Here is a 24,509-nt window from a genome sequence, read left to right on the forward strand (position 1 = left end):
CCAGGTCAACCGATAGGGTGGTGCGGTGCCCGGCATCGCCTACCTCGGCCCCGAGGGAACGTTCACCGAGGCAGCCCTGCGCGCGCTCGATGCCAACGGCCTCATCCCCTCCGGGGGCGAGTCGATCACCCCCATTCCGACCGAGAGCACGGTCGCGGCGCTCGCCGCGGTCCGTGCGGGCGAGGCGGACTTCGCCTGCGTGCCGATCGAGAACTCCATCGACGGCTCCGTGATCCCGACGCTGGACAGCTTGGCCGACGGGGCGCCGCTGCAGGTGTACGCGGAGCTGACGCTCGACGTGGCCTTCACCATCGCCGTCCGCCCCGGGACCCGCGGCACGGACGTGACGACGATCGCGGCATTCCCGGTGGCGGCCGCCCAGGTCAAGCGGTGGCTCGCCGAGAATCTGCCCAATGCTCAACTGGTTCCTGCCAATTCGAACGCAGCCGCGGCGCAGGACGTCGCGGCCGGCCGCGCCGACGCGGCGGTCAGCACCGCACTGGCCACCGAGCGCTACGGCCTGGACACCCTTGCCGCCGACGTCGTCGACGAAGCCAACGCCCGCACGCGGTTCGTCCTGGTCGGATGCCCCGGTCCGCCGCCGAAATGCACCGGCGCCGACCGGACGTCGGTCGTCCTGCAGCTCGACAATGTCCCCGGGGCGCTCGTCGCCGCGATGACCGAACTGGCCGTCCGCGACATCGACCTGACGCGCATCGAGTCCAGGCCCACCCGGACCGGACTGGGCACGTACATGTTCTTCCTCGACTTCGTCGGGCACATCGACGACGATTCCGTGGCCGAGGCCATGCGGGCGCTGCACCGACGATGCGCCGACGTGCGGTACCTGGGGTCGTGGCCCACCGGCGACGTGGTGGGCGCCGCGCCCCCGCCCTTCGACGAGGCAGCCGCCTGGCTGGACCGCCTCCGGGAGGGGCAACCGTGAGCGGCCGACTGGTACTCGTGCGGCACGGTCAGACGCACGGCAACGTCGATCGCCGTCTCGATACCCGGCCCCCCGGCGCCGAGCTCACCGACCTCGGCCGCGAGCAGTCCACCGCGTTCGCCCGCGGTTTGTCGCGACCCCCGGGGATGATCGCCCACTCGATCGCCACCCGCGCCGTCCAGACGGCGAGCCAGATCGCGGCCGAATTCGGCCCGCCGCATGCCACGCAGGAATTCGAAGGAATCCACGAGGTCCAGGTCGGTGACCTGGAGAACCGCTCCGACGAGGCGGCCCACGACGAGTTCAACGCCGTCTACCGGCGCTGGCACGCGGGCGAACTCGACCTCGCCCTTCCCGGCGGGGAGACCGCCCAGCAGGTTCTCGATCGCTACGTCCCGGTGCTCGATCGGCTCCGGATGCGCTACCTCGACGACGCTGCGTGGCACGACGACATCGTCGTGGTGAGTCACGGCGCGGCGATCAGGCTGGTCTCGGCCGTTCTCGCCGGCGTCGATCACCACTTCGCGATCGACCACCACCTGGCCAACACCGAGTCCGTCGTCCTGGCTCCGATCACCGACGGGCGGTGGAGCTGTGTGCAGTGGGGCAAGCGACTGCCGCCGTTCGGGCCGGAGACTCCGGTGACGACCGGCGCCGACGCGACCGGGTCAGCCGACCCGATGGGTTGAGCCGACCGCCGCCTCGTCGCAGCAGCATCCCACCGCCTGGCAGTCGAGGTGCAACTCATGGTCGTTGTCGGCCACGAAGCAGTCGACCTCGGTGCATTCGACCGCAATGGCGTGAGAGAAGGAATGGTGGATCAGCGCGCCGTGGCAGTGCTCCAAGCCCAGACGGCAGGCGCGGCACTGATTGCTCATGTGCCGTTCATAGCACTGTGTGCCGACAGGTTCGGGTTGCCGCGCGGTGCAGGATCGCCTCAGCCCCAGCCGAGTTCGTGCAGCCGCTCGTCGTCGATGCCGAAGTGGTGGGCGATCTCGTGGATCACGGTGATGGCCACCTCGTCGACCACCTGATCCTCGCTGTCACACATCTCGAGGAGCGCCTCGCGGTAGATCGTGATGGTGTCCGGCAGCGCCCCGGCATACCAGGAATCGCGCTCGGTCAGAGCGACGCCCTCGTACAGCCCGAGAATGTCGGGCTCGTCGGCGTTGCGGTCCGCTACCAGGATCACGACGTTGTCGATCGCCGAAGCCAGCTGCGGCGGAATGAGATCGAGTGCGTCGCCGACCAACTCGTCGAACCGGTGCGGGCTCATCCGCACGGTCACGCGTTACGGCCCCGGCGGTAGCGGCGCGGCAGGCGGAGGCGCGACCGGCGGGGGCGCCGGAGCCGGGGGCGGCGGTGGCAGGAAAGGCGCCGGAGCCGGGGCCGGCGGTGGCGGCGGCAGCTGTTCGGCAGGCGGGGCGCCCGGCGGGGGCGGCGGGCCGTTCATGAACGTGTTGCCCTGTCCCGGAGGTACCTCCGCGGGCGGCGCCTGCTCGGACTGCGTGGGCGCCGTCGTCGGCTGCGGCCCGTGGACGGTCTGCTGCGCGCTGTCATCCGACGACGAAGACGAAGACGAAGACGACGAACTGTCCGACGAGGACGAACTCGACGACGAGCTGCTCGAGGAGCTCTCGGACGACGAATCGGGCACCGGGATCGGCGGGAGGGACAGCCGCTCCTCCGGGATGTCCGGCGGCGGAACCGGCGGCTGTCCGTTGATCATCAGCGGACCCTTGGCCGTGTTCAACAGGGTCGACCAGCCGCCGTTGCCCAGCGTGGCGCCGATGCTGCACGAGACCTGACGGCTGCCCGCCGACCAACTCGGCAGCGACACCGTGCTGTAGATCAGCGTCAAGGTGGTGTCGCGCAGCTTGATCGGCGCCAGGTACGCGTCGGTCATCTTCGTGCACTCGTCCTTGATGAACGTGTCCTGCTCCGTCTCGGGAGGAAGGACGTCAGGGAACTTCAGCGCCAGGTTGACCGCACCCGTGACCTCCATGGCGTGCGGGGCCGCGCAGTCGACGGGGATATCGGTGGGCTGGTTGGTCGCGGGATCGATGCCCAGGCAGGTACCGACGGGCCACACCTTGGACTGGTCGATCTCGGCGACCTTGCCCTCGAACGCGAGCTGCTGGTTGTTCGGACCGGGCAGCTGCAGGCCGCACAGCATGCGCCGCTCGCCCGACTGCCGCCAGGCCTTGTCGCCGGACCACAGCATGCTGACCGTGAAGCGGCTGTTGGGGTCGTAACGCTGACCGAGGTAGCGCTTGACCGCGGCCGAGCACTGTTCCTGGCTGATCTGCTGGATGCGCGCCGGCGACGGCGGTGCGGCGTCCGGGCCGTACTCGCTGCCGGGGAAGGTGCGCATGTCGACGGACTCGGCGACCTCGAACCGGTGCTCGCCCGCGCAGTCCACGATCTCGGCGGCGTCCGGTGTGCGGTCCGGCCAGCTCAGGCAGTCGCCACTCTTGGCGTGGTCGAACGTGTCGTTGCCACGGGGTCCCAGCGATATCGAGTTGGCGGTCAGGCCGCCCGCCGGGTCGGTCTTCGGCAGTGCCGTGATCACACCGGCGATGAGGAGTCCGCCCAGCGCCGTCAGCAACAGCGCACGACGGGTCGCCGAGGATTGCAGGCTCCTCCACCACGGTCCTGGGGCTTGACCCTGGGACGGTCCGGTTGTTTCAGGCATCCGGTCCATTGTGACAGGCGTGTCGGGTGCTGTGACAAGTGATGCAGTTGTAACGTTATGCAGCTGAGCCGCGCCCGGGGCGGACCCCGTAGGGTTGGCGCGTGATCGACCCCAAGGTGCTGCGAGAGAACCCCGACGCCGTGCGCGCATCGCAACGAGCCCGGGGTGAGGATCCCGGACTCGTCGACGCCCTCACCGAGGCCGATGCGGCCCGGCGCGCGGCGATCTCGGCCGCCGACAACCTGCGCGCTGAGCAGAAGGCGGCCAGCAAGCTGGTCGGCAAGGCCTCCCCCGAGGAGCGGCCCGGGCTGCTGGCCGCGGCCAAGGACCTCGCGGAGAAGGTGAAGGCCGCAGAGGCCGCCCAGAGCGATGCCGAGAGCGCGTACACCGCAGCACACACGGCCATCTCGAACGTCATCATCGACGGGGTCCCGGCCGGGGGCGAGGACGACTTCGTGGTCTTCGACACCGTCGGGACGCCGCCCGAGCTCGACGATCCCAAGGACCATCTCGAGCTCGGCGAGGCGCTGGGCCTCATCGACATGGAGCGCGGCGCCAAGGTCTCGGGGTCACGGTTCTACTTCCTGACGGGGTTCGGCGCCCTTCTTCAGCTGGGTCTGTTCCAGCTCGCGGTGCGCACCGCCACCGAGAACGGGTTCACGCTCGTCATCCCGCCGGTCCTGGTGCGGCCCGAGATCATGCGCGGCACCGGATTCCTCGGGGCGCACGCCGACGAGATCTACCACCTCGACGAGGACGACCTCTACCTCGTCGGCACGTCCGAGGTGCCGCTGGCGGGCTATCACTCCGACGAGATCCTCGATTTGTCCGCGGGACCGTTGCGTTACGCCGGCTGGTCGTCGTGCTTCCGCCGCGAAGCGGGCAGCTACGGCAAGGACACTCGCGGCATCATCCGGGTGCATCAGTTCGACAAGGTCGAGGGTTTCGTCTACTGCAGGCCCGAGGACGCCGAGGCCGAACACGAGCGGCTGCTCGGCTGGCAGCGTCAGATGCTCGCCCACATCGAGGTGCCCTACCGGGTGATCGACATCGCCGCGGGCGACCTCGGTTCCTCGGCGGCCCGCAAGTACGACTGCGAGGCGTGGGTGCCGACGCAGCAGACCTACCGCGAGCTGACCTCCACGTCGAACTGCACGACGTTCCAGGCGCGGCGGCTCGCCGTGCGCTACCGCGACGAGAACGGCAAGCCCCAGACGGCGGCGACGCTCAACGGCACGCTCGCCACCACACGCTGGCTGGTCGCGATCCTGGAGAACCATCAGCAGCCCGACGGCAGCGTGCGGATCCCCGACGCGCTGGTGCCCTACGTCGGCGTGGACGTGCTCACGCCCAAAAGCTAACGGGCGTCCAGGAATTCGTCGAGCAGCTGGACGAACTGCTCGGGATGCACCGGGGTACACGCCGGGTTGGGCGTGCTACCGATGTCGATGGTCACCAGTGTCGACTTGAGGGGGCGCCGGACGTCCAGCGGCATCCATCGGCGCGGGTCGGTGCTGCCCCACAGCCGGAAACGCTCCATCACGAGTCCGAGTGCGGTGGCCCGATACCCGCGGATGTCGCGCAACGGGATGATCTTCGACGTGCCCGACGGAAAGTGGTAGCGCCGCAACGTGAGTGCTTCCCGATCCAGTTGGATCAGTCCGTCGTCATAGTATTGCTTCGTCGGGTTCGCCATGTCACTCCACTTTGGTCGAGCGCAATTCGTGGCCCTTCGTGGTCAGGCATCTGCCGTTGTTCAGGTTCCACTGCCAGCCGTGCAGATTGCACGTCAGCGTGGAGCCCTCCACGACACCGAACTTCGACAGATCGGCCTTCAGGTGCGGGCATCGTCGCTGAATCTCCCAGCCGTCCAGCGTGATCGACGCGCTGTCGTCGTGCGCCTCGGCGAACCAGCCGTCGGCGTAGGCGATCCGCTCGTCGGTGAGGCACTTGAAGAACGTGTAGAGGTATTCGTTGTAGCCGCCGACGCGCCACGCGGTGAACCGCGTGGACAAGAAGATCGTGTTGACCCAGTCCGGCTCGTTGTCGCGCAGCACCGTGCGTACCAGCTCGGGCGCGATGCCGAAGCCATATCGGAACTTTTCGTCCGGAATCGCTTCGCGCACTGCACGTTTCGGAAAGTCGAGGACCACCGTTTCGGAGCCCAGGCGCAGTTCGACGGGATAGCCGATGCCGTCGCAGATCTGGTCCGACTGGAGCATGATCGGCTCGAACAGTTCCCGCAGCGGCTCCAGCAGCGGCTCGCCCGCAGCGGGCGCCCACGTGGCTTTCTCGGCAGCGAGAACCGGTGCCATCCGCTCGGCGAAGTCTGCGATGTAGGCGGCCTTGCCGGTCGTGAAGATGGCCTCGACATCATCGTCGGCAATTGGGTGCGTGAGGGAGTTCAGTTGCGAGCCCGCGAAATCCGCGGTCGAGCCGGGGATCATCAACAGACCCCCGTCGTGGCCATTGCGACGCATCTGATCCAGGAACACCATCTGATCGGGGAAGATGTTGGCCGGGTCGCCATGGTCGTCGTTGAGGTCGCGCAACTGCGGATCCAGAAAGCAGGGAGGTCCGGCCGACGGGACCACCCACGTCGCGCCCACCTGCGCGATGTACTGCCTGCACCGGTCCATCTGGCGCTGCCGTTTCTGGGTTCCGAACGCCTCCTTGGCGCGGGCGGGCATGTCGTAGACCATCGGGTACCAGATGGCGCCCGAGTACTGCAGCATGTGCACGTCGACCTGTCCGAAGTCGGCATGCACCATGTCGAGATCGACCGGCCGCGCATCGTTCATGTTGAAGGCGACCGTTTCTCCGTCGTCGACGACCAGACCGGAGTCGCCGATCGGGCCGTCGGCCGGGGCGCGCAGCGCGATGATCATCACGTCGAGATCGCCCTTGGGGCCGCTGACGCGATGCTTCACCGAGTCCGTGGTCTCGAAGAACGTGTGGAAGCCCAGCTTCTCCAGCTCGCGCCGCAGATCGGGCACGGGATAGTCCGGCAGCAGGACGACAGCGTCCTTGTTCACGTACTCGGTGAGGTGCTTCGGGTCGAAATGATCTTTGTGCAGGTGCGAGACGTACAGGTAGTCGACGTCGCCGAGGGCCGCCCAATCGAGCTGGGTGTTGTCCGGGAAGGGGAACCACGACGCGAAGTAGGCGGGGTTCACCCACGGGTCGCACAAGATGCTCCCGGCCTTGGTGGCGAGGTGGAAGCCGGCGTGCCCGACACTCGTGACCTGCACAGATATCCCTTCCGGACGCGACCTGGAGACTCCGCGCCCGCCGATCAGTTTAGCCGGGCGGTGACTGCTCTTCGCTCCACCGAGCGCGGCAGAACGCGATGCGATCATGCTCGGGAGCACTCATGGCGGCCCTCTGTTTCGCGCGCACTACGCTTGCGGCTGTGGAACCGGTATACGGCACGGCCATCCAGCTAGCCCGGCTGGTCTGGCGATTCCAGGGCCTCAAGTTCACCGTCACCGGGGTCGAGAACCTGCCCCGTACCGGCGGGGCGGTGATCGCGATCAATCACACCAGCTACTTCGACTTCACGTTCGCCGGCCTGCCCACCTATCAACAGCACCTGGGCCGCAAAGTCCGGTTCATGGCGAAGAAAGAAGTCTTCGACCACAAGATCATGGGCCCGCTGATGCGCGGGATGCGCCACATCCCGGTGGACCGGGCCAGCGGTGCGGCATCGTTCGACGAGGCGTGCCGGCGGCTTGCCGCGGGCGAATTCGTCGGCGTCTATCCCGAGGCCACGATCAGCCGCAGCTTCGAGATCAAGGAGTTCAAGTCCGGCGCCGCCCGCATGGCCATCGCAGCCGGTGTGCCCATCGTGCCGCACATCATCTGGGGCGCCCAGCGGGTCTGGACTAAGGGCCACCCCAGGAACATGAAGCGCCCGAAGGTGCCGATCTTCATCTCGGTGGGCCAGCCCATCGAGCCGACTCTGCCGGCGGCCGAGTTGACGACGGTGCTGCATTCACGCATGCAGCATCTCCTCGAAGAGGTGCAGGACGCCTACGGCCCGCATCCGCCGGGAGAGTTCTGGGTGCCGCACCGGATGGGCGGCGGCGCCCCGACGCTCGCCGAGGCCAACCGCATGGACGCCGAGGAGGCCCAGCAGAAGGCCGCACGCCGCGAGGCGCCGGAATAGCCGTATGGAACCGGTCTTCCGTGCGCTGGAAATCACGGCGAAGTCGTTGGTGAAAGCTACCGGGACGAAGATCACCTTCCGCGGGCTGGAGAACGTGCCGACCAGCGGCGGGGCCGTCGTCGCGATCAACCACACCGGCTACGTCGACTTCCTCCCCGCTGCGCTGGCCGCCACCAAGCGGGGACGCCGGATGCGATTCATGATCAAGGCCGAGATGCAGGACGTGCTGGTGGTCGGCTGGCTCATCAAACACACGGGGACGATTCCGGTGGACCGCACGGCAGGTGCGAGCGCATACGCCGCCGCGGTGGACTCGCTGCGGCGCGGGAATCTCGTGGGCGTGTATCCGGAGGCCACCATCAGCCGCAGTTTCGAACTCAAGGAGTTCAAGACGGGCGCGGTCCGCATGGCGCGGGAAGCCGGGGTGCCGATCGTGCCGCTCATCGTGTGGGGAGCCCATCGGCTGTGGACCAAGGACCACCCGAAAGCGCTGGGCCGCAAGAAGTTTCCGGTCACCGTCGCGGTGGGCTCGCCGATCGGTGCTGACGGTGACGCCACCGCCGCGTTGCGTGCCTCGATGACGCAGTTGCTGCACGACGCGCAGGCGGGGTACGAGCAACCGCCGGGCGAATACTGGCTGCCCCGCCGCCTCGGTGGGAGCGCCCCGACGCCCGAGGAGGCCAGAGTGATGGAGGTGGCCGAGTTGGCTGAACGTGCGCGCAGGCGGGAAGAGCGCCGATGACGCCGCTGCTCGTCGCCACCGATGTGGATGGCACGCTTCTCGATGACAACGAGACTGTCAGCCCCAGAACGCGTTCCGCGGTGCGCGCGGTCGTCGACGCGGGGGCGCAGTTCGTGCTCGCCACCGGCCGCCCACCGCGCTGGGTCCAGCCCGTGGTCGATCAGCTGGGCTTCGCGCCGATGGCGGTGTGCGCCAACGGTGCCGTGATCTACGACCCGTCGGCAGATCGGATCGTCTCGGCGCGCACGCTGTCGGCGGATGTGCTCGGGGAACTCGCCGAGATCGCGACCAGGGTGATCCCCGGTGCGGGCCTGGCCGTCGAGCGGGTGGGCCGAAGCGCCCACGACGCCGCCACCCCGCAGTTCGTCAGCTCCCCGGGCTACGAGCACGCGTGGCTGAACCCCGACAACACCGAGGTGTCCATCGAGGACCTCCTGAGCGCACCAGCGGTCAAGCTGCTGATCCGGAAGGCAGGCGCGCGCAGCGCTGACATGGCTGCCGCGTTGGCCGACCACATCGGCATCGAGGGCGACATCACCTACTCGACCAACAACGGTCTGATCGAGATCGTGCCGCTCGGCATCAGCAAGGCGACGGGCATCGACGAGCTGGCTCGGCCGCAGGGCATCGAGGCTGCCGACGTCGTGACGTTCGGGGACATGCCCAACGACGTGCCGATGCTGGGGTGGGCCGGCCTCGGCGTGGCGATGGGAAATGCGCATCCCGACGCCGTCGCCGCCGCCGACGAGGTGACGGCGACCAACGCCGAGGACGGCGTGGCTCAAGTCCTCGAACGGTGGTGGCTGTAGCACCCCTTTCTCAGCAACTTCGCAGCAATAACCCTGGCCTGACGTACTTGTAGGTTTGCTCACTGTCATGATGGTGGGCGTGGGGGGTGGGTACGGCTCCACGGCGAGGCCCGTTCCTGCCGTGGACGAATTTCTTGTCGCGATGCGGCGGCAGCCGGTCGGGCTGCTGATCGAGGGCGAAGCCGGGATCGGCAAGACGACGCTGTGGGGCAGCGTCGTCGACCGCGCCACCGGCGCCGGTGTGCAGGTGCTGTCCGCGCGCACCGCCCAGGCTGAGCACGGACCGGCGCACGCGGCGATCGCCGATCTCTTCGAGAAGGTCGATGCCCGCGTGCTCGCCGGCCTCCCGGACATGCAGCGCCTGGCCGCCGACCGGGTGATGCTGCGCGACCTGACCGCGGGCCGGCCGACGGACGAACGGGTGACCGCGGCGGCACTGCTGGGCGCGGTGCACGCGATGTGCTCGGACGCGCCGGTGCTCATCGCGATCGACGACGTCCAGTGGCTCGACCCCTCCAGCGTGGCGGTCCTGGCGTTTGTCACGCGACGCCTCAAGGGCCCCGTCGGCGTGGTGGTCACGGAACGGTCGGGCGGCGAGGTCGGAGAGTCCGCCGCATCGTGGTTGCAGGTGGGCGCCGCGGCGGTGGCCAGGGTGCGGGTCCCCCCGATGAGCCTCGGAGCCCTGCACACCATGCTGTCGGCCCGGCTGGGCAGGCGGTTCTCCCGGCCCGCGATCGTACGGATCGCGGAGGTGTCCGGCGGAAATCCGCTCTACGCGCTGGAATTGGCGCGGGTGGTCGATGATGGGCCGGGTCGCGGCCAGCGCCTTCCCGAGACCCTGGCCGAGCTGGTCAGACTGCGGGTCGACGGCTTGTCCGACGACGTGCGCGACGTGCTGCTGGTCGCGGCATCGGTCACCGACCCGACGGTCGATCTGCTGGCCTCGGTCATCGGGACCGACGCGACGCAGATCACGGCCATGCTCGAGGTCGCCGAGGTCGAGGGCATCGTCACCATCGAGGGCAACCGGGTCAGATTCACCCATCCTCTGCTGGCCGGCGGCATCTACGAGAACGCGGAGCCGAGGCGTCGCCGGGACTTTCACCGCCGGCTGGCGGAGGTCAAGACCCAACCGGAGCTGCGAGCTCGCCATCTGGCGTTGTCGACGACCGTCGCCGACGAGGCGACGCTGACGACGCTGGACGGCGCGGCCGATTCGGCGCGGTCACGCGGGGCGCCCGCGGCGGCGGCCGAACTCGTGGAGTTGGCGATTGCGCTCGGCGGTGACACGGTGTCGCGCAGGATCCGGGCGGCCGAGCATCATTACGTCGCGGGTGACATACAGCGGGCCGCGGTTCTGCTCGACGGGGTGATCGCCGAACTGCGCCCGGGCGTCCTGCGGGCGATCGCCCTGAATCTCCTTGCGGGCGTGCGCATCTTCGAGGACGACTATGCCGCGGCCGTCGACATGCTGGAGCGGGCACGCGGCGACGCCGAGGACAACGACGCGGTGATGGTCACGTCGCTGGTGGCGCTGTGCTTCGCGCAGGGGATGACGGGCAGGTTCGACGAGCAGATCGCCACGGCGCGGCGGGCTGTGGAAATCGCCGAACGAGCCGGGGTGGACGCCCTGACCAGTCAGGCGCTCGCCATCTGGGTGCATGTCAGCGCTCAGGCAGGGCTGGGGTTCGACGAGGTCGCGCTTCAGCGTGCGATCGATCTGCAAGATCCCGACGGTTACGTTCCGATTCCGTTCAGCGCCAATGCAACCCGCGCCTTGATGCTGGCTTTCACGGGCAGACTCGACGAAGCCGACGTTGCGCTGGGCGAGCTCGCCGAACGGTCCGGACAGCGGGGTGCTGAACACGGGGTGATGGCGGTCATGGGCTACCGGACCCTGGTGGCGATCTGGCGGGGACGCTACGACAAGGCCAACGCCCACGCTGTCGACATGCTGGAGCGTGCCGAACAGCTCGGTGGTTCGATGGTGATCGCGTCGAGTGTCTACGCGGCCTCGGCCGCCTATCGCGGGGAGGAGTCCCAGGCTCGCCTGTACGCGGGGCGAGCCCTCGCGCAGGGAGCCGGGTATGCGGCCCTGACGGTGTGGGCGAGCACGACACTGGTCTTCCTCGAGGTGTCGCTGCGCAACTACGACGCGGCCGCGCAGGCCGCGGCGCCGCTGATCGACCTGTACCGCTTATTCGGCGGGACCGAACTGATGTCGGCGAGCTACATGCCGGATGCGGTCGAGGCGTTGATCGCCGTGGGCCGCCACACCGACGCGGAGACACTCGTCGATGCTCTGGAGCGCAACGGCACACGCCTCGACCGGCCGTGGTTGGCCGCCGTGGGAAGCCGTTGCCGCGCCATGCTTTCAGCTGAGCGGGGCGACCTCGAAGGGGCTCTGAACGCGGCCCGACGTGCGATGGCCGAACACGATCGGCTGCCCATGCCGTTCGAACGTGCCAGGACGGAACTGGTGCTCGGCGAGCTGGAGCGGCGGCTGCGACACCGTGAAGCGGCTGTCCGACATGTGCGCCATGCGTTGCGCGAGTTCGAATCGCTCGGGGCGCCGTTGTGGGCTGAGCGGGCTCGAAAGCAGTTGTCCGGCATCGCCGCGACGAGCCGGCCCGAGACCTCGGAGCTGACGAGTTCCGAACGCCGCGTCGCCGAACTCGTGGCCTCGGGGATGAGCAACCGCGAGGTGGCCGAAGCGTTGTTCGTCAGTGTCAAGACGGTCGAGACCAACCTCACCCGCGTATACCGAAAGCTGGGTATCCGGTCGCGCGCGCAGCTGGGCAAGAGGCTCGGGCAGTCCTAGACCGGGTTGCTCGGAGGCGTGAACCGTTCGAGCTGTACCGGATTGAGGTCGGCGGGCGGAAGTTCGACAGGAACACCGTCGAAGACGCGGGTCACCGTCTCCTTCTCGCGGTCGAAGTTGAGGGTGCCGTGCTGGAAGTTCTGCACGATCCACAGTGGTGTCGAGATCTCGCCGCTGGTCGGTAGTCCCAATGCGCCGCGCTCGAACCCCAAAGCGCCCCAGGCTCGGTACAGCTCACCGGTGATGGGCTCGGCACCGCTTTCCGGTGACCAGTACACCGCGCCGTGCTCGAAGGTCACGTAGCGCGCGGAGCCCAGACCGGACGCCTCCGGGGAGGTGGGCCTGCCCAGGTAGCTCTTCTCGCCGCCGAGCGACTCCCACTTCGCGAAGATCGCACCGCCGCGCAGGGTTTCGGCGAGCTGCTCGGGTCCGGGCGGATCGTTGAATCGCGCGGCGATGTTGCGGATCTCGGGCATCAGCGCATATGCGGCGGCACCCGGGCACTCGGTGATGCCCACGTCGCGGTGCGTGAAGATCGTCGGCAGAGTCGGTGAGGCACCGAACGGGAACTTGGTGAAGGAGCCGCCCTCTGAGGGCAGCACGACCGTGCCGAGCGGATCGACGCCCGCCTGACCCAGTACCCAGCCGAGAAGCCTTCCGGTGTTCCGCAATTGGATCGGCGTGGGGGGCACGGTCTCGAAATTGCCGAGCATGGCGACACCCCAGGTGTTGTGGTTGAAGCCACCGGTGTGCGCGCCCTCGACGGGCCGGTTCATGCCGCCCGCCCGGCCCTCGAAGACCTGCCCGTACTTGTCGACCATCGCGTTGTAGGCGATGTCGCACCAGCCCAGGGTTCGCGTGTGGTACTCGTAGATCGACCTGATGATGCCGGCCGAGTCGCCGGGCGCGTACTCGTTGCTGCCCGCCGTGTGGTGTACGACGCCGGCGCGAATTCTGGTGTCGTAGCGCGGATCTCCGCAGCGCATGCCCTCGTCGGCACCCCACTCGGCGCGGTTGACGATGTGCGGCGGCTGGCCTGCCGGCGTCGCAGCGCTGGGCAGCGGCACCAGATCAGGCGGCGCCTCGGGCGGGCTGATGAGCACGGCGGTGATGTTCGCGGCGAACGGCTGCTCGACGTTGGCGGGCACGTATCCCAGCGGCGGTTTGTCGTCGGGCTTGCGTTGCGTGGCAGGCGGGGTCGCGGGCGCCCCGGGCGGCCGCGTCACCGCGATCTGCACGGTGTGGGTCCGTCCGATGAACACCGGCTCGGTCCCGCTCGGCCCCGGCAGATCGGCGCCGACGCCCTCGAGGGGCTCGGCTTCGTACCACGGACCCCACGAGCCGTCGTCTTTTCTGGCGCGCACGCGCGCGGATGTCCCGGTGAGATCGTCGGAGGTCAGGGCGACCAGGGAGAAGGGCGTGTCCTGGTGGAGTTCGCGGACCGTCTCCCCGGTGCCGAGGTCGGTCAGCGGCTGCTGGACGAGTTGCGGTGCTTCGGCGGTCGCGTCCTCGGCGTCGCCAGGGACGCCAGAGATCGCCCACGGAAGCAGCACCACTGTCGCCGCAAGCGCGGTGAACAGTATCGACGGTGCGGGGCGACGATACAGCACGGACTGATGTTACGTATGTGCCAATTGATACCCGTGGTGCGACACGCGCTCGACGACGTACTCGACCACAACGGCACCGCAGAGCGTGTCAGCGCTTCTGCGGTGCCGTTCGGTGGCAGGACCCTCGTGCTCCGGCTCGTTACGCGCCGGGCTCGATCGCGGCTTCGGCGGCGCCGAGGCCCGCTTCGACCGGTGCGGCGGCGGCGTCGCCGGCCGCCGTCGCCACGGGTGCCGCGGGCACCGGCGGCACCGGCGGCTTGACCGCGGACATGATCGCAGGCATCAGGACACCCTTGAGGAGATCGATCGCCTCGCCGGCGCCCAGTGAGTTGGCGGCGCTCGACAGGTCGCCGAGCAGCCCGCCGCTGCTGGATGCCACCGGCTGGGTGGCGGCCAATGTCGGATCGCCGAGCACCGGGTAGGAACCCAGCGCGGGGTCCAGGCCGATCGGTGCGGAGATCGGGATCTCACCGGTGGCGGGTAGTCCGGACGTCGAGATCGGCAGGGCTCCCAGCGCCGGGTCCGTCAGCGCCGGCGGCGTCGTGAGGCCGGGGCTGGTGAGGGCCGGAGATGTGAGGCCGGGGTCGGTCAACGACGGGGTGGTCAGGCCGGGCGAGGCCAGCGCCGGATCGGTGAGGCCGGGCGTGGTGAGACCCGGTGCGGTCAGGCCCGGCGTGGTGAGGCCGGCCGGACTCGTCAGAGCCGGGTTGGCCAGGGCGGGATCGGTCAGCGACGGGGCCGCGGACAACCCCGGCATCAGGCCGGGGGTGCCCAAGCCGGGGCTGGTGAGCGTGGTCGGGGCGGTAGCTCCCGACCCGGTCAGCAGGCCGGTCGGCATTGGCGGCAGGTTGATCCCGAACTGTGAAAGACCCTGCGAGAGCGCGGTTATCAATTCGCCGGGCAGATCGGTGATGGTGGCAGCCTGGACGAACTCGCGGTGCTGGGGCGCACCTTGGGTCCCGGACTGCGCGGAAAGCTCTGAAACAGCAATAACGGCAACTGGACTCGCGACTGCCAGAGCGGCGACTGTGCTCAGGGCTGTCGAGAGCCGGCGGCGACGTCGGTTCGGCACGGAAGTCTCCTCAATAAAAGGGGATGTAGAAATCTGATGCTTCGTACGCGATTGATGTTACTGATGTGACTGGTGAGACTAGAGTGATGAGACTGAATCGTGAGCGAATCGCGACCTCTGTTCTTTCCCGTCGCTTCGCTCGCCCCGGCCGCGGCCCCGCTAACTCGGGTCCGACCGCCTTGGTCCGATACCCTTGCTGCCGATGAACTCTGGATTCGATCTCTTCGTCGTGGGCTCCGGGTTCTTCGGCCTCACGATTGCCGAGCGCGCGGCGACGCAGCTGAACAAGCGCGTCCTCGTCGTCGACCGCCGCCCGCACATCGGCGGTAACGCCTACTCGGAAGCGGAGCCGCAGACCGGCATCGAGGTCCACAAGTACGGTGCGCACCTGTTCCACACGAGTAATCAGCGGGTCTGGGACTACGTGCGGCAGTTCACCGAGTTCACTGGCTACCAGCACCGTGTGTTCGCGCTGCATGACGGGCAGGCCTACCAGTTCCCGATGGGTCTGGGTCTGGTCAGCCAGTTCTTCGGCCGCTACTTCACCCCGGACGAGGCCAGGGCGCTGATCAAGGAGCAGGCGGCCGAGATCGAGACCGCGGACGCGCAGAACCTGGAAGAAAAGGCCATCTCGCTGATCGGGCGGCCCCTCTACGAGGCGTTCGTCAAGCACTACACCGCCAAGCAGTGGCAGACCGACCCCAAGCAGCTGCCCGCGTCGAACATCACGCGGCTGCCGGTCCGGTACACGTTCGACAACCGCTACTTCAACGACACCTACGAGGGCCTGCCCGTCGACGGTTACACCGCGTGGCTGGAGAACATGGCGGCCGACGAGCGCATCGAGGTGCGGCTGGACACCGACTGGTTCGACGTCCGCGATCAGCTGCGCGCCGACAGCCCGGGCGCCCCGGTCGTGTACACCGGCCCGCTCGACCGCTACTTCGACTACTCCGAGGGCCGCCTGGGGTGGCGCACCCTGGACTTCGAGCTCGAAGTGCTCGAGACCGGCGACTTTCAGGGCACCCCCGTCATGAATTACAACGACGCCGACGTGCCCTACACGCGTATCCACGAGTTCCGGCACTTCCACCCGGAGCGGGCCTACCCGACCGACAGGACGGTGATCATGCGGGAGTTCTCGCGGTTCGCCGAGAACGACGACGAGCCCTACTATCCGATCAACACCGACGCCGACCGCTCGGTGCTCGCCGCCTACCGGGCGCGGGCCAAGGCGGAGACGGCGTCATCGAAGGTCCTGTTCGGCGGCCGACTCGGCACCTACCAGTACCTGGACATGCACATGGCGATCGCCAGCGCGCTGAATATGTACGACAACACCCTCGCGCCCCATCTTCGTGACGGTGCGCCGCTGGCCGAGCCCGACACAGAAAGCAACCGAGCATGAGTGACATCCCGTCCGGCGCGCTCCAGACCGGGCAGTCGCGGGCGGTCAGCCCCCTGGCCCGCATCATCCTGCCCAGGCCCGGTGAACCGCTCGACGTCCGCAAGCTCTATATAGAGGAATCGGACACCAACGCGCGGCGCGCGCACGCGCCGACCCGCACCTCGCTGGAGATCGGCGCCGAGTCCGAGGTGTCCTTCGCCACGTACTTCAACGCGTTTCCCGCCAGCTACTGGCGGCGCTGGTCGATCCTAGAGTCGGTGGTGCTGCGCGTGGAGCTCACCGGAAGCGCGCGCGTCGACGTCTACCGGTCCAAGGCCACCGGCGCCCGCATCACGGTCGGCGGCGCCCCGGTCCACAGCGCGACCGAAGGCGAACCGGCCGTCGCGGAATTCGAGATCGAGCTGACCCCGTTCGAGGACGGCGGCTGGATCTGGTTCGACATCACCACCGACGCGAAGTCCACGCTGCACAACGCGGCCTGGTATGCGCCGATCCCGGCGCCGGGGCGGGCCAACGTCGCCGTCGGCATCCCGACGTTCAACCGCCCGTCGGACTGCGTCAACGCTCTGGCGGCACTGACCTCGGATCCGCTGGTCGACGAAGTGATCAGCGCGGTGATCGTCTCTGATCAGGGCACCAAGAAGGCCAAGGACCACCCTGGGTTCACCGAGGCGGCGGCCGCGCTGGGGAACCGCCTGTCCATCCACAATCAGCCCAACCTCGGCGGCTCGGGCGGCTACAGCCGCGTCATGTACGAGGCACTGAAGAACACCGACTGCGAACAGATCCTGTTCATGGACGACGACATCCGCGTCGAGCCCGACTCGATCCTGCGCGCGCTCGCGCTCAACCGGTTCGCGAAGGTCCCGACGCTCGTCGGCGGTCAGATGCTCAACCTGCAGGAGCCCTCGCACCTGCATGTGATGGGCGAGATGGTCGACTCCGAGAACTTCATGTGGACCGGAGCGGTCAACACCGAGTACGACCACAACTTCGCGAAGTATCCCCTCAACGACGAGGAGGAGTACCGCAGCCGGCTGCTGCACCGTCGTATCGACGTCGACTACAACGGCTGGTGGATGTGCATGATCCCGCGCCAGGTCGCCGAGGAGCTGGGGCAGCCGCTGCCGCTGTTCATCAAGTGGGACGACGCGGATTACGGTCTGCGCGCCGGTGAGCACGGCTATCCGACGGTGACGCTGCCCGGGGCGGCGATCTGGCACATGGCGTGGAGCGACAAGGACGACGCCATCGACTGGCAGGCCTACTTCCACCTGCGTAACCGGCTCGTCGTCGCGGCGCTGCACTGGGACGGCAAGATCAGCGGGCTGCTGGCCAGCCACATGAAGGCGACGCTGAAACACCTGCTGTGCCTTGAATATTCGACTGTGGCCATCCAGAACAAGGCGATGGACGACTTCCTGGCCGGACCCGAGCACATCTTCTCGATCCTGGAGTCCGCGCTTCCAGAGGTGCGCGCCATGCGCCAGCAGTACCCGGACGCCGTCGTGCTGGAGAGCGCCACCACGCTGCCTGCGCCGTCGGACAAGCGGTGGCGCAAGAAGGTCAACATCCCGACCAACCCGCTGGCGATCTCGGCGCGTCTGGGCCGAGGTGTCCTGCACCAGATGAAGCCGCACGATCCGGTGCATCACCAGCGCCCGCAGATCAACGTCGCGACGCAGGACGCGCGGTGGTTCTCGCTGTGCAACGTCGACGGGGTCACCGTGACGACCGCCGACGGCAGGGGCGTGGTCTACCGCCAGCGCGACCGGGAAAAAATGTTCGAGCTGCTGCGGGAATCGGTGAAGCGCCAGGCACAGCTGGCCCGCAAGTTCAACCGCATGCGCAAGGTGTACCGGGCGGCGCTGCCGACGCTGACCAGCACGCACAGGTGGGAAGCCGTTCTCAATTCAGAAGCCGGCAATGGCTGAGAACCCGCGCGGCGAGGACGCCGTGCTGGTGGCCGTGCAGTCCGCCCTGGCGCAACGCCCGGGGGTCCTGCCCGCCGCACGCGGGCTCTCGCATTTCGGTGAGCACAGCCTGGGATGGCTGGCGTTGGCCGCGCTCGGTGCGCTGCTCTCGCCGGCCAGGCGGCGGGACTACCTCGCCGCGGGTGCCGGTGCATTCCTGGCCCACGCCGCCGCCGTGGTGATCAAGCGGGTCGTGCGACGCGAGCGTCCGCACCACCCCGACATCGCGGTCAACGTCGGAACCCCGAGTCGGTTGAGTTTCCCATCCGCGCACGCCACCTCGACGACGGCGGCCGCGGTGCTGCTTGCGCGGCCGACAGGTCTGCCGTTGCCCGCGCTGCTGGTGCCGCCGATGGTGTTGTCCCGCCTGGTGGTCGGCGTGCACTACCCGACCGATGTGCTCGCAGGCGTTGCGGTCGGGACGGCTGTTGCGAAGGCCGTCGATGGAGTCGCGATGAGCGCTTGCGCGAAGAGCAGAGGATGACGATGAGCGCTTGCGCGAAGAGCAGAGGAGTGACCCGATGAGCACCTCTGAAGTCGCATCCGAGACCAATTCGGCAGCGGGCCCGCCGAAGAACGTCGTCACCGGGGTCATCAAGGCGATCCGCCCCAAGCAGTGGGTCAAGAACCTGTTGGTGCTCGCGGCGCCGATCGCGGCACTGGGCGCCGAGGTGCCCTACGACTACGACGAGATGGCGATCAACATCCTGATCGCATTCGTCTCGTTCTCGTTGGCCGCGTCGTGCATCTACCTGGTCAACGACTCGCGCGACGTCGAGGCAGACCGCGCACACCCGACCAAGCGGTTCCGGCCGATCGCCGCGGGCGTGGTGCCCGAGTGGCTGGCCTACACGCTGGCGGTGGTCCTCGGGCTGGGTGCGCTCGGCGTCTCGCTGCTGGCGTCGGTGAACCTCACGATCGTCATCGCCGTCTACATCGCGATGCAGCTGGCCTACTGCTTCGGCCTCAAACATCAAGCGGTCCTGGACATCTGCATCGTCTCGTCGGCCTATCTGATCCGCGCGATCGCCGGCGGCGCGGCCGCGGGCATTCCGCTCTCGCAGTGGTTCCTGCTGGTGATGACGTTCGGCTCCCTGTTCATGGTGGCCGGAAAGCGTTACGCCGAACTGCAACTTGCCGAACGCACGGGCGCCAAGATCCGCAAGTCGTTGGAGAGCTACACCGCGTCCTATCTGCGGTTCGTATGGACGGTCGCCGCGACGGCGATGGTGGTCTGCTACAGCCTGTGGGCCTTCGAACGCGACGGGGCCAACGCGTCCTGGTATGCGGTCACCATCATTCCCATCACCATCGCCATCCTGCGCTACGCCGTCGATGTCGACGGGGGACTGGCCGGTGAGCCCGAGGAGATCGCGCTGAAGGACCGTGTCCTGCAACTCCTGCTGCTGACGTGGATCGGGACCATCGGTGCAGCAGTCTTCCTCGGTTGAGACCCTTTCTCCGGCGGCGGCAATAGGGAGCCGGCTCACGCGTGGGCCCGTTTTCCCGTACGGCGTCTGGGTGCGCATCAGCCTCTGGCTGAGCGTCACCGTGGTGGCGGTGCTGTTCGGCTGGGGTGCCTGGCAGCGCCGCTGGATCGCCGACGACGGCCTGATCGTGCTGCGCACGACACGGAACCTGTTGGCGGGCAACGGCCCCGTGTTCAACGCCGGGGAGCGGGTCGAGGCGAACACCTCCACGGCGTGGTCCTACCTGATGTATCTGGGTGGGTTGATCTCCGGCTCGGCGCGCCTGGAGTATGTGGCGCTGACCTTCGCGCTGCTGCTCAGCGTCGCAGGCGTCGTTCTCGTCATGCTGGGCACCGCCCGGCTGTATGCGCCCACTCTGCGGGGTCGTGAGGCGCTGCTGCTGCCCGCGGGTGCGCTCGTCTACATCGCGTTGCCGCCGGCCCGCGATTTCGCCACCTCTGGTCTCGAAAACGGTTTGGTGCTGGCCTATCTCGGCCTGCTGTGGTGGATGATGGTGGTCTGGTCGCAGTCCCTGCGAGGTGAACGCACCTCCGGCGCTTTCGATCTGACCCTCGCCGTCGTCGCGGGCTTCAGCGTGCTCGTCCGGCCGGAGCTCGCACTCATCGGCGGGCTGGCACTGGTGATGATGCTCGTCGCCGCCACGGGCTGGCGTCGGCGCGCGGTGATCGTCCTCGCCGGCGGGCTGCTGCCGGTGGCGTACCAGATCTTCCGGATGGGCTATTACGGACTGCTGTTCCCCGGCACGGCGCTGGCCAAGGACGCCTCGGGTGCCAAGTGGGAACAGGGGTTCGTCTACCTCGCGAATTTCAATCAGCCCTACCTGCTGTGGGCTCCCGCAGTGCTGTTGGTCGGCCTGGCGCTGATGGTCATGCTGTTGTGCGGGCGGCCGGCGTGGGTGAACCGCAAGGCGCCCGCCGATTCCGGCCGGCTCGCGCGAATGGTCCAAAGCCCTTCTGCGGTGGTCGCTTTCATGCTCGTCAGCGGCGTCCTGCAGGCGGTGTACTGGATCCGTCAGGGCGGCGACTTCATGCACGGGCGCGTGCTGTTGACACCGCTGTTCTGCCTCATCGCGCCGGTCGCGGTGATCCCGCTGATGCTGCCCGACGGCCGCCGGATGGCCAGGGGAGCAAGCTATCTGTATGCGGGCGCCACGGCCCTGCTGTGGTTCGCGGTCGCGGGCTGGGCACTGTGGGCGGCCAACTCGCCCGGCATGGGGTCCGACGCCACCCGCGTCACCTACACGGGCATCGTCGACGAGCGCCGCTTCTACGCCCAGGCCACCGGCCACGCGCATCCGCTCACCGCGGCGGACTACCTGGACTATCCGCGGATGCGTGCGGTGGTGGAGGCCATCGAGAACACCCCCGACGGGGCGCTGCTGCTTCCGGCGGGCCATTACGACCTGTGGGACGTGGTGCCCGCGTATCCGCCGCCGCCGGACGCCCCGAGGGACTACATCGGCCCGCACACCGTCTTCTTCACCAACCTGGGGATGCTCGGGATGAATGTGGGCCTCGACGTGAGGGTGATCGACCAGATCGGTCTGGCGAACCCGTTGGCGGCGCACACCGCCCGCATCGAGGACGGCCGCATCGGCCACGACAAGAACCTCTTCCCGGACTGGGCGGTCGCCGAAGGGCCTTTCTTCAAGGAGGAGCCCTACATTCCGGACTATCTGGACGAGGACTGGATCCGGCAGGCGGAGGCGGCGCTGAAATGCCCCGACACCGAGGCGGTGCTCAACGCGATCCGCGCCCCGATGAGCCCGAGACGGTTCCTCTCGAACCTGATCCACGCCGCCGAATACACCCGCTACCGCATCGACCGGGTGCCGCTCTACGAGCTCGCGCGGTGTGGTCTGCCGCTGCCGGAACCGGTGAATCCGCCCTATGCCGGGATGCCCGCGCAAGGTCCCTGACCGGGCCGCACACTAGGCGATTTGCTGGCAGCAAGGGTTTTCTGCTTTCGTAACGCTGCAGCCATGTCGGTCAGATAAGGCATGTGACGGTGAACGCGAGCAGCACTTGAGCGGCGTTACGGAGAAGAGAGATCGCCACAACGATGTGGTTGACTACAGGGCAATTGGGCCGGACTCGGGGATCGCTTCCGATGAAGCTTGCTCCACACACGGAGCGACGGCCTGCTGCCGTTTGACGACAGATGGGAAGAACTCAAGCATGAAGCTCGTTGGGAAGCTGCGCGTGGCGGCCCGCCGGCTCACGGTGGTCGCGCTCGCGGCGGTCGTGCTGCCGGGCCTTGTCAGCGCGGTGGGAGGTTCGGCGACTGCGGGCGCGTTCTCGCGTCCGGGTCTGCCGGTCGAATATCTGATGGTTCCGTCCGCGGGGATGGGACGCGACATCAAGGTCCAGTTCCAGAGCGGTGGCCCGAACGCACCGGGCGTGTACCTGCTCGACGGTCTGCGGGCGCAGGACGACTTCAACGGCTGGGACATCAACACCCAGGCGTTCGAGTGGTACCTCGATTCCGGCCTCGCCGTGATCATGCCGGTCGGCGGACAGTCCAGCTTCTACAGCGACTGGTACAGCCCGGCGTGCGGCAAGGCCGGCTGCAGCACCTACAAGTGGGAGACGTTCCTGACGCAGGAGCTGCCCGCCTACCTCGCGGCGAACAAGGGTGTGAACCCCAACCGCAACGCCGCCGTCGGTCTGTCGATGGCCGGTTCCGCGGCGCTGACGCTGGCGATCTACTACCCGCAGCAGTTCCAGTACGCCGGTTCGATGTCGGGCTTCCTGAACCTGTCCGAGGGTTGGTGGCCGGCCCTGGTCAACATCTCGATGGGTGACGCAGGCGGCTACGACGCCAACGACATGTGGGGCCGCACCGAGGATCCGAACAGCGCCTGGAAGCGCAACGACCCGATGGTCAACATCGGCAAGCTGGTCGCCAACAACACCCGCATCTGGGTCTACTGCGGTGACGGCAAGCCGGCCGAGGTCAACGGAAACGTCGCGGGCAACAACCTGCCCGCCAAGTTCCTGGAGGGCCTGACCATCCGCACCAACCGGACGTTCCAGGACGAGTACATCGCCGCGGGCGGCAAGAACGGTGTGTTCAACTTCCCGTCCAACGGCACGCACGACTGGCCCTACTGGGGTCAGCAGCTTCAGCAGATGAAGCCTGACATCCAGCGTGTGCTCGGCGCGGTTCCGCAGCCGTCGGCCCCGGCGGCTCCGGCCGACGCGCCGGCTGCGGTCGCGGGCGGCTAAGCCTCGCAGCAGCTGAAATTGACGGCGGTGATCCCCGATCGGGGTCACCGCCGTCAATCGTTTTTAGCCTCCGGCCCGTCGCGGTGATGTGGTTCACTACTGCTGGGTTCGGGGACCAGATGGCGAGAAGAGGGTGGCGAATGCGCGGGTTGATTCGAGCGGTGGCAGCCGCGGTACTGGTCGCAGCAGGGCTGTCGGTCGCGCCGGTTCCCGCGCAGGCACAGGGCGTCGAGATGCTCATGGTGCCGTCGGCGGCGATGGGTCGTGCCATCCCCGTCGCGTTCCAGGGCGGCGGGCCGCACGCGGTCGTCCTGCTCGACGCGTTCAACGCCGCCCCTGACGTCAGCAACTGGGTGACGGCGGGCAACGCCATGAACACACTGTCCGGGCTCGGCATCTCGGTGGCGGCGCCCGCAGGCGGCGCCTGGAGCATGTACACCAACTGGGAGGCCGACGGCAGCAAGCAGTGGGAGACCTTCCTGGCCGACGAGCTGCCCAACTGGTTGGCCGCCAACAAGGGCCTGGCTCCCGGCGGGCACGGCATCGTCGGCGCCGCGCAGGGCGGCACCGGCGCGTTGACCCTCGCGACGTTCCACCCCGATCGCTACCGGTACGCGGGCTCGCTGTCGGGTTTCCTGACGCCGTCGGCGACGACGATGAACGGCGCGATCACCGACGGGCTGGCGCGCTTCGGAGGCGCCGACATCCGCAACATGTGGGGATTGCCACAGCTGGGCCGCTGGAAGTGGCACGACCCCGACGTGCACTCGCAACTGCTCGTGAACAACAACACACGGCTGTGGATCTACAGCCCGGCGACCACCACCTGCACCGACGTGCCCGCCATGATCGGCTACTGCGACCAGGCGCAGGGCAGCAACCGGGCGTTCTACCAGCACTACCGGGGGCTCGGCGGCGGCAACGCCCACTTCGACTTCCCGACCTCGGGCAATCACGACTGGGGTTCCTGGAGTGCGCAGCTGGCCGCGATGACCGGCGAACTCGTCGCGACGATTCGCTGACGGGCCACGGTTCGCCGGACCGGTACCTTGGAGTCGTGCAAAACGGCTCACGATCGTCGATCGCTGGGATGGCAGGGCTGGCAGGGCTGCTCGCGATCCCCGCGACCTGGCTCACCGGCTGTTCGCTGGGCGACGACATGATCGCGGGCATGGGCTCGGAGGTCGAGACGGCGCCCCCGCACGGAATGTCCACCGCGCAGCTGCCCGGACCCGACGATCACCACTCCAAGTCCAACGCGCTCGTCGTCACCCCGCACCAGCAGTCCTATCTCAACGCGCTGCACGCCGCGGGCGTGGCGCCGTCCAGCGACCTCTCGGCGCTGAGCATCGGCTCCTACGTGTGCCAGGCACGCGCGGCCAAACAGACCGACCAGGCGGTGTGGGACTTCATCGCGCCGCTGGTGCGTAACGACGTCGAGGATTCCGACGACACCGATGGTGCACGCGCGCAGACGCCGTCGGCGGGCGACGTCCACTCCGCGACAGCCGACTACATTCGGATCGCAACCGAACGACTTTGTTAGCA

22 protein-coding genes are annotated in these 24,509 nt (G+C 68.1%); 15 read left to right on the forward strand and 7 right to left on the reverse strand.

Annotation, left to right across the window (positions count from 1 at the left end; genetic code table 11):
* The first annotated feature begins 25 nt into the window (after positions 1–25).
* Both pheA and ACAG24_RS01805 read left to right on the forward strand, forming a co-directional pair.
* On the forward strand, positions 26–946 hold the full coding sequence (gene pheA, locus ACAG24_RS01800) for a prephenate dehydratase (RefSeq protein ID WP_370470988.1): 921 nt from the start codon (positions 26–28) through the stop codon (positions 944–946).
* On the forward strand, positions 943–1,635 hold the full coding sequence (locus tag ACAG24_RS01805) for a histidine phosphatase family protein (RefSeq protein WP_370470989.1): 693 nt from the start codon (positions 943–945) through the stop codon (positions 1,633–1,635). Before pheA ends, ACAG24_RS01805 begins: the two co-directional genes overlap by 4 nt.
* Here ACAG24_RS01805 and ACAG24_RS01810 read toward each other — a convergent pair.
* Genes ACAG24_RS01810 through ACAG24_RS01820 form a run of 3 tightly spaced genes read right to left on the reverse strand, consistent with a single transcriptional unit; the run spans position 1,615 to position 3,650 of the window.
* Complete coding sequence (locus tag ACAG24_RS01810; RefSeq protein ID WP_370470990.1) at positions 1,615–1,824, reverse strand: hypothetical protein; 210 nt, start codon at positions 1,822–1,824, stop codon at positions 1,615–1,617. The two genes, ACAG24_RS01805 and ACAG24_RS01810, sit on opposite strands and share 21 nt — an antisense overlap.
* A gap of 59 nt (positions 1,825–1,883) precedes the next feature.
* The gene (locus tag ACAG24_RS01815) at positions 1,884–2,222 is read right to left on the reverse strand and encodes a metallopeptidase family protein (RefSeq protein WP_445206154.1); all 339 of its coding nucleotides are present in this window, start codon (positions 2,220–2,222) and stop codon (positions 1,884–1,886) included.
* 15 nt (positions 2,223–2,237) lie between these two features.
* Positions 2,238–3,650 (reverse strand): septum formation family protein, encoded by a 1,413-nt coding sequence (locus ACAG24_RS01820; protein WP_370470992.1) that lies wholly within the window; start codon positions 3,648–3,650, stop codon positions 2,238–2,240.
* A gap of 92 nt (positions 3,651–3,742) precedes the next feature.
* Between ACAG24_RS01820 and serS the strand changes: the two genes are divergently transcribed.
* Positions 3,743–5,002: a serine--tRNA ligase gene (serS, locus tag ACAG24_RS01825; RefSeq protein ID WP_370470993.1), complete on the forward strand. Its 1,260-nt coding sequence runs from the start codon at positions 3,743–3,745 to the stop codon at positions 5,000–5,002.
* Here the strand turns inward: serS and ACAG24_RS01830 are convergent.
* Together ACAG24_RS01830 and ACAG24_RS01835 are read right to left on the reverse strand one after the other, a co-directional pair.
* Entirely contained in the window at positions 4,999–5,337 is a 339-nt protein-coding gene (locus ACAG24_RS01830) for a hypothetical protein (RefSeq protein ID WP_370470994.1), read from the reverse strand. The two genes, serS and ACAG24_RS01830, sit on opposite strands and share 4 nt — an antisense overlap.
* 1 nt (position 5,338) lies before the next feature.
* Positions 5,339–6,892: a Rieske 2Fe-2S domain-containing protein gene (locus ACAG24_RS01835; protein ID WP_370470995.1), complete on the reverse strand. Its 1,554-nt coding sequence runs from the start codon at positions 6,890–6,892 to the stop codon at positions 5,339–5,341.
* Between the two features lie 161 nt (positions 6,893–7,053).
* On the opposite strand from ACAG24_RS01835, the gene ACAG24_RS01840 reads away from it, so the two are divergent.
* The 4 genes from ACAG24_RS01840 (at position 7,054) to ACAG24_RS01855 (ending at position 12,181) form a co-directional block, all read left to right on the forward strand.
* Positions 7,054–7,809, forward strand: coding sequence for a lysophospholipid acyltransferase family protein (locus ACAG24_RS01840; protein ID WP_370470996.1), 756 nt, complete (start codon positions 7,054–7,056; stop codon positions 7,807–7,809).
* Between the two features lie 4 nt (positions 7,810–7,813).
* Positions 7,814–8,551 carry a lysophospholipid acyltransferase family protein gene (locus tag ACAG24_RS01845; protein ID WP_370470997.1) on the forward strand — a complete coding sequence of 246 codons (738 nt, stop codon included), beginning with the start codon at positions 7,814–7,816 and terminating at the stop codon, positions 8,549–8,551.
* The gene (locus tag ACAG24_RS01850; RefSeq protein WP_370470998.1) at positions 8,548–9,360 is read left to right on the forward strand and encodes an HAD family hydrolase; all 813 of its coding nucleotides are present in this window, start codon (positions 8,548–8,550) and stop codon (positions 9,358–9,360) included. The genes ACAG24_RS01845 and ACAG24_RS01850 overlap by 4 nt, the downstream gene beginning before the upstream one ends.
* A gap of 67 nt (positions 9,361–9,427) precedes the next feature.
* On the forward strand, positions 9,428–12,181 hold the full coding sequence (locus tag ACAG24_RS01855; RefSeq protein ID WP_370470999.1) for a helix-turn-helix transcriptional regulator: 2,754 nt from the start codon (positions 9,428–9,430) through the stop codon (positions 12,179–12,181).
* Here the strand turns inward: ACAG24_RS01855 and ACAG24_RS01860 are convergent.
* Together ACAG24_RS01860 and ACAG24_RS01865 are read right to left on the reverse strand one after the other, a co-directional pair.
* Positions 12,178–13,791 (reverse strand): N-acetylmuramoyl-L-alanine amidase, encoded by a 1,614-nt coding sequence (locus ACAG24_RS01860; protein ID WP_370471000.1) that lies wholly within the window; start codon positions 13,789–13,791, stop codon positions 12,178–12,180. The genes ACAG24_RS01855 and ACAG24_RS01860 overlap by 4 nt on opposite strands.
* A 139-nt stretch (positions 13,792–13,930) precedes the next feature.
* Entirely contained in the window at positions 13,931–14,863 is a 933-nt protein-coding gene (locus ACAG24_RS01865; RefSeq protein ID WP_370471001.1) for a hypothetical protein, read from the reverse strand.
* A 202-nt stretch (positions 14,864–15,065) separates the two neighbouring features.
* Between ACAG24_RS01865 and glf the strand changes: the two genes are divergently transcribed.
* The 8 genes from glf (at position 15,066) to ACAG24_RS01905 (ending at position 24,507) form a co-directional block, all read left to right on the forward strand.
* Entirely contained in the window at positions 15,066–16,271 is a 1,206-nt protein-coding gene (gene glf, locus ACAG24_RS01870) for a UDP-galactopyranose mutase (RefSeq protein ID WP_370471002.1), read from the forward strand.
* Positions 16,268–18,205, forward strand: coding sequence for a glycosyltransferase (locus ACAG24_RS01875; protein ID WP_370471003.1), 1,938 nt, complete (start codon positions 16,268–16,270; stop codon positions 18,203–18,205). Before glf ends, ACAG24_RS01875 begins: the two co-directional genes overlap by 4 nt.
* Positions 18,198–18,728: a phosphatase PAP2 family protein gene (locus ACAG24_RS01880; protein ID WP_370471004.1), complete on the forward strand. Its 531-nt coding sequence runs from the start codon at positions 18,198–18,200 to the stop codon at positions 18,726–18,728. Before ACAG24_RS01875 ends, ACAG24_RS01880 begins: the two co-directional genes overlap by 8 nt.
* Positions 18,729–18,765: 37 nt before the next feature.
* Positions 18,766–19,695, forward strand: coding sequence for a decaprenyl-phosphate phosphoribosyltransferase (locus tag ACAG24_RS01885; protein WP_370471005.1), 930 nt, complete (start codon positions 18,766–18,768; stop codon positions 19,693–19,695).
* Positions 19,673–21,652 (forward strand): terminal beta-(1->2)-arabinofuranosyltransferase, encoded by a 1,980-nt coding sequence (gene aftB, locus ACAG24_RS01890; RefSeq protein ID WP_370471006.1) that lies wholly within the window; start codon positions 19,673–19,675, stop codon positions 21,650–21,652. Before ACAG24_RS01885 ends, aftB begins: the two co-directional genes overlap by 23 nt.
* 259 nt (positions 21,653–21,911) lie before the next feature.
* Positions 21,912–22,961: an esterase family protein gene (locus ACAG24_RS01895; protein WP_370471007.1), complete on the forward strand. Its 1,050-nt coding sequence runs from the start codon at positions 21,912–21,914 to the stop codon at positions 22,959–22,961.
* A 140-nt stretch (positions 22,962–23,101) separates the two neighbouring features.
* The gene (locus tag ACAG24_RS01900) at positions 23,102–23,983 is read left to right on the forward strand and encodes an alpha/beta hydrolase-fold protein (protein ID WP_370471008.1); all 882 of its coding nucleotides are present in this window, start codon (positions 23,102–23,104) and stop codon (positions 23,981–23,983) included.
* 68 nt (positions 23,984–24,051) lie between these two features.
* Entirely contained in the window at positions 24,052–24,507 is a 456-nt protein-coding gene (locus ACAG24_RS01905) for a DUF732 domain-containing protein (RefSeq protein ID WP_370471009.1), read from the forward strand.
* Positions 24,508–24,509: the final 2 nt, after the last annotated feature.

It is taken from the genome of Mycobacterium bulgaricum (genome assembly GCF_041287165.2).
Classification (GTDB): Bacteria; Actinomycetota; Actinomycetes; order Mycobacteriales; family Mycobacteriaceae; genus Mycobacterium; species Mycobacterium bulgaricum.